The organism is Streptomyces sp. NBC_01351, assembly GCF_036237315.1.
In the GTDB taxonomy this organism is placed as follows: Bacteria; Actinomycetota; Actinomycetes; order Streptomycetales; family Streptomycetaceae; genus Streptomyces.
The window spans coordinates 4524323-4537258 of record NZ_CP108356.1 but is presented as its reverse complement, the minus strand read 5'-3'; the positions used below and the strand labels follow the sequence as shown (position 1 = coordinate 4537258).

At 69.4% G+C, this 12936-nt stretch carries 14 protein-coding genes; 11 read left to right on the top strand and 3 right to left on the bottom strand.

The annotated features are described in order from the left end of the window. Positions 1–64 precede the first annotated feature (64 nt). Positions 65–685 (bottom strand): helix-turn-helix domain-containing protein, encoded by a 621-nt coding sequence (locus OG625_RS20965; protein ID WP_329383236.1) that lies wholly within the window; start codon positions 683–685, stop codon positions 65–67. 278 nt (positions 686–963) lie between these two features. Here OG625_RS20965 and OG625_RS20960 point away from each other — a divergent pair, with 278 nt between their 5' ends. From OG625_RS20960 to OG625_RS20945, 4 genes are all read left to right on the top strand, one after another. Next, the gene (locus tag OG625_RS20960; protein WP_329383232.1) at positions 964–2517 is read left to right on the top strand and encodes a DnaB-like helicase N-terminal domain-containing protein; all 1554 of its coding nucleotides are present in this window, start codon (positions 964–966) and stop codon (positions 2515–2517) included. A gap of 354 nt (positions 2518–2871) precedes the next feature. Further along, positions 2872–3624, top strand: a complete 753-nt coding sequence (locus OG625_RS20955; RefSeq protein WP_329383229.1) for a DUF2637 domain-containing protein — start codon at positions 2872–2874, stop codon at positions 3622–3624. A gap of 95 nt (positions 3625–3719) precedes the next feature. After that, the gene (gene mobC / locus OG625_RS20950) at positions 3720–4367 is read left to right on the top strand and encodes a plasmid mobilization relaxosome protein MobC (protein ID WP_329383226.1); all 648 of its coding nucleotides are present in this window, start codon (positions 3720–3722) and stop codon (positions 4365–4367) included. Further along, positions 4368–6050, top strand: coding sequence for a relaxase/mobilization nuclease domain-containing protein (locus OG625_RS20945; RefSeq protein ID WP_329383223.1), 1683 nt, complete (start codon positions 4368–4370; stop codon positions 6048–6050). A 149-nt stretch (positions 6051–6199) separates the two neighbouring features. On the opposite strand, the gene OG625_RS20940 is transcribed toward OG625_RS20945, so the two are convergent. Then, a complete protein-coding gene (locus tag OG625_RS20940) occupies positions 6200–6613 on the bottom strand; it encodes an NUDIX hydrolase (protein WP_329383220.1) in 414 nt (137 codons plus the stop codon). A gap of 2 nt (positions 6614–6615) precedes the next feature. Beyond that, positions 6616–7269 (bottom strand): NUDIX hydrolase, encoded by a 654-nt coding sequence (locus tag OG625_RS20935; protein WP_329383217.1) that lies wholly within the window; start codon positions 7267–7269, stop codon positions 6616–6618. A gap of 407 nt (positions 7270–7676) precedes the next feature. Between OG625_RS20935 and OG625_RS20930 the strand changes: the two genes are divergently transcribed. From OG625_RS20930 to OG625_RS20900, 7 genes are all read left to right on the top strand, one after another. Further along, entirely contained in the window at positions 7677–8186 is a 510-nt protein-coding gene (locus tag OG625_RS20930; protein ID WP_329383213.1) for a nucleoside-diphosphate kinase, read from the top strand. 80 nt (positions 8187–8266) lie between these two features. After that, complete coding sequence (locus tag OG625_RS20925) at positions 8267–8566, top strand: hypothetical protein (RefSeq protein ID WP_327305905.1); 300 nt, start codon at positions 8267–8269, stop codon at positions 8564–8566. A gap of 143 nt (positions 8567–8709) precedes the next feature. Further along, positions 8710–9294: a CYTH domain-containing protein gene (locus OG625_RS20920; RefSeq protein WP_329383206.1), complete on the top strand. Its 585-nt coding sequence runs from the start codon at positions 8710–8712 to the stop codon at positions 9292–9294. Between the two features lie 41 nt (positions 9295–9335). Then, positions 9336–10100 (top strand): hypothetical protein, encoded by a 765-nt coding sequence (locus tag OG625_RS20915; RefSeq protein WP_329383204.1) that lies wholly within the window; start codon positions 9336–9338, stop codon positions 10098–10100. Positions 10101–10102: 2 nt separating this feature from the next. Then, a complete protein-coding gene (locus OG625_RS20910) occupies positions 10103–11497 on the top strand; it encodes a hypothetical protein (protein ID WP_329383201.1) in 1395 nt (464 codons plus the stop codon). Between the two features lie 59 nt (positions 11498–11556). Beyond that, the gene (locus tag OG625_RS20905; protein WP_329383198.1) at positions 11557–12294 is read left to right on the top strand and encodes a class I SAM-dependent methyltransferase; all 738 of its coding nucleotides are present in this window, start codon (positions 11557–11559) and stop codon (positions 12292–12294) included. Between the two features lie 114 nt (positions 12295–12408). After that, positions 12409–12930 carry an ATP-binding protein gene (locus tag OG625_RS20900; RefSeq protein WP_329383195.1) on the top strand — a complete coding sequence of 174 codons (522 nt, stop codon included), beginning with the start codon at positions 12409–12411 and terminating at the stop codon, positions 12928–12930. The last annotated feature ends 6 nt before the right edge of the window (positions 12931–12936 follow it).

The window sequence follows — 12936 nt, the reverse complement described above, 5'->3', positions numbered from 1 at the left end:
AGCCTGTGGCTGCGGTCCTGGCTCGCGGCGCGCTAACACCGCGTGTGAGCCAGGACAGAGGGTGCTACTGGACTTCGTCGAGGAACTGGAGGTCCTCGGGGAGAGCCGGCGGCTCGATGCCACGCGCGCGAAGCTTGCGGCGGTAATCGCGGAGATCGATGACACTGTCCTTGGCGTACGCCTGGATGGCCTCGCGCATGCTCCTGCCGTTCAGGCGCTGATTGCGGTACAGGCCGTGCTGCTGGGTCTCCTCGGCGAGCTGGATAGCTTTCTGCACCTGGTTGACGGCCTGCGCGTGGATGCGCAGCTCGAAGATGATCTCGTTGGCGGTGCCGGGGTTCGGCTCGCTGCCGAGGAGGGTCTCGCCGCTGATCCAGGCGATGGCGTTCCAGATGGGGAGCTCCTCCCCGGGTACGACCTCGACCGCGCCGGCCATGCCGACGGGCAGCATGAGCATGATCGGCGGGATCTCCAGGGCCTTGGCGAGGACCAAGAGTTCCGCGAGCTCCACGCCGGACCGGCGGCCGTTCTCCAGGTTGGCGATGGAGGTCCGCTGAACCGGGTATCCGAGCTTGCCGCAGGCGTCCGCGAGGGCCTGAGCGCTGAGCCCCCGGTCCTTCCGATAGTGGCGCACGGCGTCGGCCACGTGCTGCGTGAGGCGCCCCTGCCAGTCGTTCTGCGTCATACCACCACGTTAACTTGGCGATCGCACAGACTCAACCCCATCTTGCGCATCCGCAGCACAAATATTGTGCGCAGGAGATTCAAAGTTGGGGCTTGACTGTGCGGCCAGTACACACGATGCTTCTGGTCCCGGACATGGCCCGCCGCGCCCGGAAATGGGAGCGGCCCCCGGTGTTAGCGCACCGGAGGCCACGAACGGCTCCCTGAATGACCACCCATCAAGACGATCAACCGGGAGTGCGGCCTGCCAGGGCCGTATGCACTCCGGGGAGGGAATCCATGCCCAACCCTACGGCCATCGGGCCCACAGGCACACCCCTGACCGCACAGCTCGCCCAGCCCTCCACCCTCGCGGCGGCCGGGTCGATGAACGTGCCGCGCAACGAGGCAGCCGAGATGGCGGTACTCGGCGCATGCGTCTACCAGAGCGAGGCCATCGACCGCCTCCGCCAAATCCTGGAGCCGGGCGACTTCTACCACCCCGCGCACACCACCATCTGGCATGCCCTGGTGGAACTGCGCCGACAGCAGGCGCCGACCGACCCCATCGCACTCGGCCACCAGCTCCAGCGCACCGGCGACCTGAACCGCGTCGGCGGAGCCACCTACCTGCACACCCTCGCGTCGTCCGCAGCGGTCGGGTCGGGCGCCGAGTACTACGCCGACATCGTCCGGCAGCAGGCCGACCTGCGCTCCATGCAGGCCATGGCGGTCCGCGTACTGCAAGGCGCCACCTCGGAGGGCGCGGACCCCGAAGAGGTCAGGACCCTGCTGAACGCCTCGCTGCAGGAGGTCACCGACCGATCCCGCCGCAGCTCCGGCGGACGCCTGCAGCGCTACGCCCTCGACGGCTGGGCCTTCGTCACCGACACGGCCACCGACACCGAGCCGATCTGGGGCGCACCGGGGAAGGCGGCCTGGGCAGCCGGCGAGAGCCTGATGCTGGTCGGCCCGCCCGGGGTGGGGAAGTCCACCATCGCCCAGCAGGTCGTCCTGGCCCGCATCGGCCTGATCGCCCAGGTGCTGGACATGCCCGTGCAGGAGGGCAAGAAGGTCCTCTACATCGCCGCGGACCGGCCCAGCCAGCTGGCCCGCGCCTTCAGCCGGATCATCCGGCCAGTGGACGAGAAGATCCTGCGCCAGCGCCTTGTCTTCTGGTCTGGGCCGCTGCCCGCCTCCCTGATCGCCGAGCCGCACCTGCTCGCCGAGCTCGCCGCCGAGCACGGCGCCGACACCGTGGTCATCGACAGCCTCAAGGACGTCGTCGGCAAGCTGACCGACGACGAGGCCGGGCTCGCCTACAACAACGCCCGCCAGCAGCTCCTTCGCGACGGCGTCCAGCTGATGGAACTGCACCACCAGCGCAAGCAGGGACAGGACGCCTCACGCAACCAGCGACCCATCCTGGACCAGGTCTACGGCTCCGCCTGGTTCACCGCCGGCGCCGGAAGCGTCCTGTTCCTCGCAGGGGCGGCGGGCGACCCGATCGTCCACCTCCACCACCTCAAGACGGTCAACGACGAGATCGGGCCCCTGCCCATCACCCACGACCACACCCGAGGCACCTCCCGCGTCGAGACCCACCTCGACCCCCTCACCCTGCTCCGCCAGGCCGGTACGCGCGGCCTGACCGCCCGCCAGCTCGCCGAGCAGATCACCGGCGAGACCAGCCCCAGCCAGGCGGACATCGCCAAGGCCCGGCGCCGCCTGGAGAACCTCGCCACGAGCGGCCACGCAGCCCAGGAGACCGGCGCGGGAGGCGGCTCCGGCGGAGGCCAGGCCACCCGCTGGACCGCCGCACCCGCCCGCCACATGACCGTCGTCGTCTCCTGACCCTGGGGCGCGTACGCGGACCCGTACGCGCCCGACCGGCCAGAACACACCTACGCAGCGCCTACACCGCATTCGTTTTTCACGAAACCGCAGGTCAGGCGCGTACGGCCGAACGAACGACTCGTCCGCCCCTAAGCGCTTACGTGCTTCCCCCTCTTTAGGGAGGGGGAAGCGTAAGCGCCCACCGGTATCAGCCCATCCACCAAGGCGCCTGCTCCCGCCGCAGGCCGCCCAGGTGGGGCTCCCGCAGCCTCTGGAGCATCACGCTTGGCCTCCTCCGCCGTCCCTTCCCCGTCTACCTCATTCCCCGGCCGGACCGTCCTGTCCAGGCCGATCCGCACCGGAGTCGCTCTCATGGCGTGCGCCGCCTTCGCACTCTCCTACGACGCCCTGCGTCAGATGGCCGCTGCCAGCCACATCCATCCCATCCTCACGTACGCCTTCCCCCTCGTCATCGACGGCTTCATCGCCATCGGGATCGGCGCCCTTCTCATCCTGAGGACCGCACCCTTGCGCGCCCGCCTCTACGTGTCCGCCCTAGTCGGTCTCGCCACCCTCACCAGCATCTGGGCCAACGTGCTCCACGCCATCCGCCTCAACCAGCAGGCCCGCCACGGCGGCCTCCTCCTGGACGACATCACCGTCGGCACCATCTCCGCCATCGCCCCGCTCGCCTTGGCCGGAGCCGTCCACCTCTACCTCCTCGTCCATCGCCAACCCGACGCCCGCCACAACACGGCCGGCGCCCACGCCACTGCCTGCCCCAAGACCGCCACCAGGCTCGAGCCCGCACAGGCCACCGCGGACAGCGATGCGCCCGCCCCCACAGCGCCGAAGCCCGGCCGGGTTGTGGCGGCGCCCGACCGGAAACAAGTGGCGGAAATCGACAGCCCGCCCAAGCACAAGGGACGCAAGCCCAGCGCCACCTTGGAGCAGGCGATCGAGATGGGCCGCACCGCGCAGCCCGGCCGGGCCGGACACGCCTCCCGCCGTCGCATCGAGACCGCAGTCCGCGACAGGGGCTTCACCATCAACAAGGACCTCGCCGAGGAGGCCAAGGACATCCTCCAGGCCGAGCTGGACGAGCACCGCGCCGCCGTCCGCTGATCCAGCCTCCCACCCGCGCCGGCACCGCGGGTGAGCACGCGCCTTCCCCCACTCCGCCCCCCTGAGGCGAACCCACCCCCGAAGAAGGACCCAACATGCCTAAGCCCCATCTCGCCGTCCACCAGCAGCACACCGCCCGTACCCCAGCCCCAGACCAGGCAGCAAGGTATGGCGTTGGACCGTCCAAGGGCCGGTCCAACACCGCCTCCGCCCCGGGGGTGGCGAAGGCAGAACCCCGGCGCGAGGGCGCACCGGGGCAGGAGGCGGCCGGTGCCGCCGACGCCGGCCAGCCCGTCGTACGGGCCGCCGACGAGGCCGCGCTGTACCGGATCGCCCGCCGCCGCGCCCGTGAGACCGAGCAGCGCAAGATGCGTGTCGACGTCCGCTACAGCGCCGAAGAGCACACCGAGATCCTCGCCGAGGCCCGTCGTCTGAACCTGGCAGGCGCCCACTTCGTCGGCGCTCTCGTCGTGTCCCACCTTGCGGGTGACCTCGCGGTGCCCGGCCAGCGGACCTCCCACGATGACCTGATCGACGAACTTGCCGCCCTGCGGACCGAGGTCGCCAGGATCGGCACCAACGTCAACCAGATCGCCCGCAAACTGAACTCCGGCGGCCATCCACAGCCTGGGGACACAGCGCTCCTCGGGGAAGCGGCACGTGTCCTCGGTCTGGCCCGTAACGCCGCCACCGCGATCGATGTGGCGTCAGACAAAGCCGCCACATCGAAGAGGGCGGCCTGATTGATCGCGAAGATCGGCAAGGCCGGCGCCAACACCCGTGGCGTCCTGAACTACCTCTATGGCCCCGGCCGCGCCAACGAACACACCGACCCCCACCTTGTGGCGTCCTTCGACGGCTTCGCCCCCGACCCCGGCCGCGACGAGGAGGCCACACTCACCCAGCTCGCCACCGTCCTCGACCTGCGCGTCAAGCAGGCTGGCGACCGGGCACCGGAGAAGCACGTGTGGCATTGCTCGGTGCGGGCCGCGCCCGAGGACCGGGTCCTGACGGACGACGAGTGGGCGGTGATTGCCCGCCGGGTACTGAACGCCACTGGCATCGCCCCGGCCGGCGACCCCGACGCCTGCCGCTGGGTCGCGGTCCGCCACGCCGACGACCACATCCACATCGTCGCCACCAAGGTCCGAGGCGATCTCACCCCAGCCCGCCACTGGAACGACTTCCCGCGCGCCGACAAGGAGTGCGCCGCGATCGAGAAGGAGTACGGCCTGCGCCAGGTCGTACGCGGCGACCGCACCGCCGCCAAACGCCCCACCCGCGCCGAGCAGGAGAAGGCCCTGCGCGCTGGGCACACCGCCACACCCCGGGAGAGGCTGCGCGCCACCGTCCGCACAACGGTGGCCGCTGCCACGGGCACCGAGGAGTTCTTCGCCATCCTCCGCAGCGCGGGCGTGCTGGTGGACATCCAGCACTTCCCCTCCGGCGACATCCGCGGCTACAAAGTCGCCCTCGCCGACGACAAGAACGCCAAGGGCGAGCCGGTGTGGTTCTCAGGCTCCACCCTCGCCCCCGACCTGTCCTACCCCAAGATCAGCGAACGCCTCGCGCCCACCGAACCCAACTCCACGAGCCAGCACTCCGGACGCCGGCGAACGGCATGGCAGCAGGTCGCCGACGCCGCCGACCGGATCCCTGACGTTCTCGACGACGCTGACGACGCTGCGGGCCAGGCGCACATCACCGTGCTCGCCGAAACCCTCGACGCCCTCCCCCTCATCGCCCCCGCCAGCTACAGGCCCCAGCTGGCCCAGGCAGCAGCCGCATTCGAGCGGGCCAGCCGCTCCCGCATCCGCGCCCAACATCAGCAGTCCCAGGCCACACGCCGGGCCATCAAGGCGATCGTGCGTGAACCCGCGCCCAAGGACGGAGCCCTCCTCGCGGTCCTCCTCGACGCCCTGCTCCTGGCCGTCGTCGCAGCCCAGCAGTGGCACCACACCCGCCACCACGACCAGCAAGCCGAAGCCGCCCGCCAAGCAGCCGAACACCTGCACGCCGCCTACCAGGCCGCCGCCATCCAGCCCCTGACCGTGATCCACCAACGCGGCCTCAGCCTCACCGTCACGGTGCAGCAGCGGCAGGCCACCCTCGTCCGCCAGGCACTCCCCGACCTGGCCGAGCAGATCCTCGCCGAGCCCAGCTGGCCCGCCTTGGCCGCCACCCTCGCCGACGTCCACAAGGCCGGCCACGACCCAACCGTCCTACTCGCCGAATCCACCCGACGACGAGAACTCGACACCGCCACCTCGATCAGCGACGTCCTCGTCTGGCGGCTGCACCGCCTCGTCGGCGTGGCAGGTGAAAGGCCCGCTCACCCCGACTCCGCGAGCACCACCCGCCAGGGTTCGAGCGCAGCCGTCCCTGTTCCCTCACGACAGCAACCACCCCGCCGAGGCAGCCGGTAGCCCGAAGGTCGCCATGTTCCTTCGGGGAACACGGCATGTGTTCCCCGAAGGAACGGTCGAATGTTCCCCGAAGGAACATCGCGGCCTGATAGGGCCCGGCATGTTCCGTGCAACGCAAGGGGCGACGCCGCACGCTTCAACGGCCTTCGTCAGCGGGTCAGAGCTGCATCGAGGTGCTCTTGTACCGGCCCGAACAGGCCGTAGGGGACGTACTGCGGGATCTCTGCGTGGGTAACCCATGCGAGCTCGGCCAGCTCTTCGGTGTCCGCGACGTGCGCGTGGCCGCCGATCACCTCGCAGGCGGTGTAGGACATCAGTCGGCCGGTAGCCGGGTGGACCCGCTCGCCGAGGAGCTTGACCGCCTTCACCGTCAGGCCCGTCTCCTCCTGTGTTTCGCGTACGGCGGCGTCCTCGCGGGATTCGCCGGGCTCGACCTCGCCGGCGGGGAACTGCCAGGAGAGCTGGCCCTCGCTGACCCGGCGCCGCACCATGAGCACGCGTCCCTCGTGCACCACGATTGCCGCGGCGATGCCCGGTCGCTCCTCAGCGTTCTGCTGCGTCACGTCTACTCCTCCAGCACTGCCAGGATGGGTGGGAAGATCGTATCGACGGGGATGAACCGGGTGAGCGAATTTTTCGGAACCCACATGACGTCCGCGTTCTCCTCGGCGTCGGCGTTGGCGGCCTCGCCTGCCAGGTACTCGCACAGGAAGTAATCGCAGAGCACTCCGGTCACCGGGTGGAGGCGGCTACCCAGGTGATCGCGTACGGCGCAGTGGACCCCTGTCTCGTCCAGGGTTTCCCGCACCGTGGTGGTCTCGGCCTTGCCACCGGGTTTGATCACGCCTGCGGGGAACTGCCAGGTGATGCCCGACGCGTCGTCGTGCCGTCGGCACACCAGCAGGACCTGATGGTCACGGGTGACCACGGCGATGGCGACCCGAAGCGCCTGGGCACCGGCGGGACCCGGCGCGGCAGGTCGGTGCTCGTTCGCGACCAGGAGGGAGAACCGCTGACGGGCTCCCGACGGGGCCTGCTCGTGGGCTGAGTCCAGGAGTTGTTGCATCTCCTTGCGCGGCACGACAGCTGGGTCGGCGTGCCAGGCCGCGACGGTTCGGACGGCGATGCCGAGCTGGGCAGCGAACTGCTCGTTGGTGAGCCGGAGCGCGGACTGGAGGATGCATGCGTACCGCCCGCTCCAGAGCTCGATTACTTCCACGCGCCGCCCCTTCGTCGTCGCCGCTCTCGGTGCAGGAACCCGCCTGCCGAAGGTGCACTCCAACTGCACTGGCGCTTCATGGTCGCGCAGCGCGCACCCCGGAAGTATGGGAGTCACCGGGGCAAGGAATCACCTGATCGACGCTCCGAATCCAGAGCCCTATCGAGTGGCGCAAGGGCGCCGGACGACCACAGGGAGATATTAGATGCGCGGCTTCTTTGGATAGGAGGGACAGGGAAGTTGGCTGAATTCGAATCCTCGGTCCAGTCTCTGCAGAGGCCCCATCCACCTCTGATCGTCACGGGACACCGCTGGTCGTCCCGGCCGCTTCACCGACGCCGGTAACCTCAGCAGGTGACGGCTGATCGCCCGTCATCTCCGGTTGCTAGTAAGGCGAAAGGGAGACAATGCCCGAGGATCAGGCACACACCGTGGAGCGCACGCTCGTCCTACTGAAGCCCGATGCGCTGGCGCGTGGCCTGGCAGGCAGGGTCATCACGCGGTTCGAGGACGCCGCGCTGAAGATCGTCGGAACGAAGATGAAGTGGATGGACGAGGAATTCACTCGCCGCCACTACTTCGACCTGGAAGAACGGCTCGGGTCGGAGGTCTATAACGTCACCTCCACATTCATGCAGCAGGGGCCGGTCATCGCCCTGGTGCTGGAGGGCTACGACGCCATCGCCACGGTCCGCAAGATCGTGGGCAGCACCTACCCGAACCAGGCCCCCGCCGGCACCGTGCGAGGCGACCTGTCCCACTACAGCGCCGCGGCCAGCATCGCCTCCGGCAAGGCGGTCGCGAACCTCGTGCACGCCTCCGGCAACGCGGAGGAGGCCAAGCAGGAGGTGGAGCTGTGGTTCGACAAGGACGAGCTGCAGGACTACAAGACGCTGGCCGAGATCTACACGTACTGACGGCGGACCACGGCGTCACCGGTGGGACGCCGACGCGTTGAACACCACTGGGGTACGAACGTCTGATCTGAGAGGGCACCATGACCAACCAGACCCGCCTGGCGTCCACCGACGAACTGGAGTCGATCTTCCAGCGTGAGCTGGTGAGCGACCGCTGGGCGGCGACCGAGACCGCCTATGCCCTGGCGGTACGCCACCGCGATCTGGGCGACTGGCCCGCGTCGCGTGAGTGGGTCCAGCAGTGCCTCCGTCTCCTGGAGGGCTTCCCCAGCGAGACGGAGGAGCAGGTCGCCACGAGCCGCTCGTCGGTGGGCGGCGTCCAGCTGCCCACGTACCTGCACTCCGGTGTGGTCCAGGCCCGCTTCGGCGACCTGGGCTGACACACGAGCGGTGCGGCGGGGCCCCGGCCCAGCCGCGCCACCCACCCTGAGCACCAATTTCACAGCGCGTGGCCAACCGGACAGGGCCCCCACGGCAGGGTCCGGCTGGCTTCGCCATGCCTGAAACGAGGAGACACCACCCCGTGGCCATCGAGATCGAGATGCGGGCCCGCTTCCCCAAGGAGTCCCACGACCAGCTGGTCGCCCGCCTGAAGGCGGATGGCGAGGACCTCGGCAACGACGACAAGCACATCTACTTCTACGTGCTGCCCGACCAGCTGCTGAAGGTCACCGACAACACCGCCGCCGGCACCGCCAAGATCACCCTCAAGGAGAGCAAGATCGGACAGGGCTCCGCGTTCGCGGAGACGGAGTTCGCGATCGCCCCCGCCGACGTGCCCGCCGCGGTGAAGGTGTTCAACGGCCTCGGCTTCGAGGCCGCCATGCACGAGGCGTTCAATTTCCGGCACAACTACCGCTTCGACGGCGTCGAGATCGCGGTCAAGTGGAGCGAGGCGTGGGGCTACCACGCCGAGTTCGAGCTGCTGCTCGACGACGACGCCTCGGACGCCGCCCGCGACGAAGCAACGGCCAAGATCATGGATGTGGCGGCGGAGCTGGGCGTCACGCTGATGACCGAGCAGGAGCTGGCCGATTTCACCGCTGCCTTCGAGGCCGCCGAGCAGGACCGCAAGGAGCGCGAGCAGCAGGCCGCGCCACTCAGGTAGGAGCACGTCACCGCGGAGACCACCAAAGGGGGTGGGCACACATGAGCACGGTCCCAGCAACCGCAACCCTGATCGACCAGGCTGCCCGTCGTCAGCTGCCGCTCCACCAGTACATGGACCGGGCCACCGTCGAGTGGATCGAAGAGAACCGACCCGACTTCACGACGACAGCGCAGCCGGCCTTGGCCTCGGCCGCGCGGAGTCTACTGAAGCAGTCCACGCTGCCGGCCGCCTGGATGGCGACGCCTCGCCTGTACACCTCGATCCACGGCGTCCGTCACAGCATGCGTACGGCCGCACTGGCTGCCGTACTCGCCGACAGCCACGGGCTCGACGAAGCCGACACCGCCACGGTGGTCGTGGCCGCGGCCGTCCACGACTGCCAGCGCCGTCACGACAAGGACGACCAGGGGCACGGTGCCCGGGCGGCCATCTGGCTCGCCGCGAACGCGGACACCGTGTGGGGCCACTTCGGCCTCACAGCCACCCCCCGCCGAATCGTGCAGGCGGCGACCGCCGTCCGACTGCACGACGTCCCGTACGACGCCTTCACCGCCGACGACTGGCACGACCACTCGAAGACGGAGTCGCTGGCGGACATCCTCAAGGCCGCCGACGCCCTCGACCGGTACCGGCTCCCGAAGGCCACCTGGTGGCCGGACGCCCGGCACGTCCGCGAGCCGGCCTTCGACCAGTACCGCGGCCTGGCCTTCGAGTTGGTCCTCACCTCCGAGAAGGCCCACCTGGCAGGGGCCAGCAGCCCTGAGGCCGTCCGCTTCGCGCTGGCCGAGGCAGGGCTGGTGTGACCATGGACTTCCTCGACGCCTACCACCTGTGGGCCGATGCCCACGCCTTCTACGGCAGCGGCCTCACCCCCAGCCCTGCCGACCCCGTCGACCCACTTGCGGCCCAGTCAGCCGCATGGGACCAGCGCCTCGCGGAGGGCACCCCGAACGGCCATCTGCTGCGCCGCAACGCCCTCTTCGACACCCTGAGCGGCGAGGGCAAGCTGCACCTCCTCCACGTCACCCACGCGCTGGAGGAGATCAACCAGGAGGGCATGCTCTACCCCTCCGGCGGCTGCCTCGTCGGAAGCATCTACTGCGCGCCGCTCACCCCGACCGAGCAGGGCTTCCGCATGCACAACCTGGCCTCGTACGTCCTGACCAGGGAGGCGCCGGCCTTCCTGGCCAAGCTCGGCATCACCGACCGCAGGCCCACCCCACTGATCATCGAGATCGACACGCCACCGGAGTCGTACCGAGGGCTGGCCGGCATCGACTACCTCCGGCTGGGCCTCATCCATCTGCAGATCTACAGCCACCTCGAATACCTCCTCAGCAAGAACGAGCGGCACCAGCTCCGCGAGACCGTCGTGGCCAGCGTCAAGAACTCGGCCGCCTTCCTCGCCACCGCCGCCACCGTGGCCTACCAGGGCACGGCCATCGCCCCAGAAGCCTTCCTCCAGCAGCTCGACGAGACGATCCCCCGCCTGCCGATCCTCGGCTACCTCTACTTCGAAGCCGTGGCGGAGTACCTGATGCTCCACTCCACCTCGCGCCACACCCGCCGCCTGGCGGAACTGGGCGAGCTGAACAACTGGCTCTATAAGGAACTGCTGTTCGCCTCCTTCCCGGCCCTGTCCGGCAAGTTCGACCTCGCGAAGTTCCGCCCGCGGCCCGACGAGCTGGCCACGCTCCTGCGCCGTGTCGATCCCGCCATCGACCCCAAGCACGCCGCCACGTACCTCGTCGAGCGCATCAGCCACCTCGTGGCCGCACGGCTCTTCACCCTCGGCGAGATCCCCGAAGCCTGGCACCACACCCGCTGGGAGTTCGACGCCCTCGCCACCCAGCTCGGCCCGCTCCTGGGCCACCTCATCCACCGGGAGCTGCGGACCTTCGGCCGCTACCCCGACTTCTACTTCTACTTCGACCAGTACAAGGCGCTGCAGGCCTGGAACTACTGGAATCACATGGACATCGTTGCCCCGTTCAACGGCACGATGCCCAAGGGCGAGATCGGCATCAACCCGGCCTACCCCAACCTGGCTTACCGAATTTGGCGAGCCGAGCAGGACGACACCGGCCACCTCCACCCGGCCGAGGAGCTCTCCCTCACCATCGCCCCGCGCCTGGTGGACATCAAGTACACGCTGATGCGCAACAAGCAGTGGACCGCCCCGGCGCCCAGCGCCGCGTAACCCACCACGTCACCCACAGCGCCACCTCACCCAGCCCCCTCGTGATCAGGAGCCCTGTCATGAGCACCTCCGGCATGCCCTCGGTCGACCTCCTCGGCGAGCAGATCGCCTCCCTCCTCGACGACCCGGCCACCACCCACGGGCTGGCCCGCGGCCTCCGCGCTGCCGCCCGCGAGATCGAACTCCACCGCTACCACCACACCAGCCGGCGCGCCTGGCCCAACGGCCGCATCGACCACAAGCCCGCCAAGGTCCAGATCGGCGGCGGCACCCACCGGATCAACGGCTTCTTCAACATCGACGCCGTCCCGCCGGCCGACCTTCTCTGGGACGTCCGCGAGGGCATCCCCCTGCACGACGACACCGCCCAGACGCTGTTCTCCGAGCACTTCCTGGAGCACATCGGCTACCCCCGCTCGGCCAAGCAGTACGCCATCGAGGCCCACCGCGTCCTCGCGCCCGGCGGCCAGATCATCACGGGCGTCCCCGACGCCGCCTTCGCACTCAGCCGCTACCCCAGCCCCCTCGACACCTCCGCCGAGATGATCGAGCGCTGGTACGCCAAGCGGAACTGCCTCGGCGACATCAACACCCAACTCGACCTCGTCAACCTCGTCTTCCGAGACCAGGACGACGACCCCACGTACACCCAGCACCTGTGGGCCTACGACCACGAGAAGCTCGTCCAGCTCTTCACCGAGGCCGGCTTCACCACCGTCGAGCCGTGGACCTTCGACCCCACCTTGGCCAACCCGAAGCGCCGCTGGGGCAGTGTCTACGTGATCGCGACGAAGTAGCCCGCGCAAACCGGCGAGCCCCCGGGAGGCACCCCTCCCGCCGCCCGGGGGCCGCCCCCTCAGCCCACGGCACACCGCACGCCACCTGGCCACGCCGTCGAGGAAGCCACCCGCATGAGCCAGCCCTTGCCTCTCGTCAGCGATCTCGCGCTCGCAGCCATCCCGAACGCCGTCTTCTGGGCCCGTTGCCACACCGTCGATGTACTCCAACACTGGCACTTCCCCGCCGAAGGCACCGAAGTGGCCCGCCTTCTCGTCTCGGAGCTCGCCACCAACGCCATCCAGCATGCACGTCCACTGGGGCCACCAGGCGCCACACGGCCCGCTCCGGACACGATCCTCCTGCGCCTCTGGCCAACCCCGACGGGCGTCGTCCTCCAGGTCGGCGACAACGACCCCCGCCCGCCGACACCCCAGTCCCCCAGCGACAGCGCCCTGGGCGGTCGCGGCCTCCTGCTCACCGCCACCATGGCCACCCGCTGGGGCTACCACCCCCGCCGTCCACACCCTGGCAAGTTCGTCTGGGCCGAGGTCCCGGCCCGGCCTACGACCGCCCTCAGCGAACCGTCTGATGCCCGGCGCGATACAACCCCACTCCTGCTGGGACAGGTCCTGACCGCGCTTCGCGAGCTTTAGCAGAGC

Coding starts and splice junctions, on each gene's coding strand:
- OG625_RS20910 (WP_329383201.1), top strand. CDS start 10,103: ATGGACTTCCTCGACGCCTACCACCTGTGGGCCGATGCCCACGCCTTC.
- mobC (WP_329383226.1), top strand. CDS start 3,720: ATGCCTAAGCCCCATCTCGCCGTCCACCAGCAGCACACCGCCCGTACC.
- OG625_RS20960 (WP_329383232.1), top strand. CDS start 964: ATGCCCAACCCTACGGCCATCGGGCCCACAGGCACACCCCTGACCGCA.
- OG625_RS20915 (WP_329383204.1), top strand. CDS start 9,336: ATGAGCACGGTCCCAGCAACCGCAACCCTGATCGACCAGGCTGCCCGT.
- OG625_RS20965 (WP_329383236.1), bottom strand. CDS start 685: ATGACGCAGAACGACTGGCAGGGGCGCCTCACGCAGCACGTGGCCGAC.
- OG625_RS20930 (WP_329383213.1), top strand. CDS start 7,677: ATGCCCGAGGATCAGGCACACACCGTGGAGCGCACGCTCGTCCTACTG.
- OG625_RS20900 (WP_329383195.1), top strand. CDS start 12,409: ATGAGCCAGCCCTTGCCTCTCGTCAGCGATCTCGCGCTCGCAGCCATC.
- OG625_RS20925 (WP_327305905.1), top strand. CDS start 8,267: ATGACCAACCAGACCCGCCTGGCGTCCACCGACGAACTGGAGTCGATC.
- OG625_RS20955 (WP_329383229.1), top strand. CDS start 2,872: ATGGCGTGCGCCGCCTTCGCACTCTCCTACGACGCCCTGCGTCAGATG.
- OG625_RS20905 (WP_329383198.1), top strand. CDS start 11,557: ATGAGCACCTCCGGCATGCCCTCGGTCGACCTCCTCGGCGAGCAGATC.